The 265-nt window shown below is 65.3% G+C and carries 1 pseudogene; it reads left to right on the top strand.

The annotated features are described in order from the left end of the window. A pseudogene (locus CDN38_RS27840) lies at window positions 1–265 on the top strand (MFS transporter); the annotation flags it as partial.

The following is a 265-nucleotide window of genomic DNA, read 5'->3' as shown; positions in this document are numbered from 1 at the left end:
GCGCCAGGTCGGCGGTGTGCTGGGCAGTTCGGCAATGGGGGCGTTGATGACAGCGCGTTTGGCTGCCGAAATTCCTTCAATGCCAGCCGATTCCGATTCCGATGGGGTGTTGCCGCCTGGGCTGCGCGCGCCATTCTCGGCGGCGATGGCGCAATCCATGCTGTTGGGTATCGCCGCGTTGGTCGTGGGCCTGCTGGCGGCCTTGTTCATGCGGCCGGCCGCCCTAAAGGTAGGTGCCGTGCCCCTCGATCACATTGTCCCCATC

The organism is Mycobacterium ostraviense, from assembly GCF_002705925.1.
Taxonomy (GTDB): Bacteria; Actinomycetota; Actinomycetes; order Mycobacteriales; family Mycobacteriaceae; genus Mycobacterium; species Mycobacterium ostraviense.
Note: the sequence above shows the minus strand (reverse complement) of the source record. Positions and strands in the feature narration are given on the sequence as shown.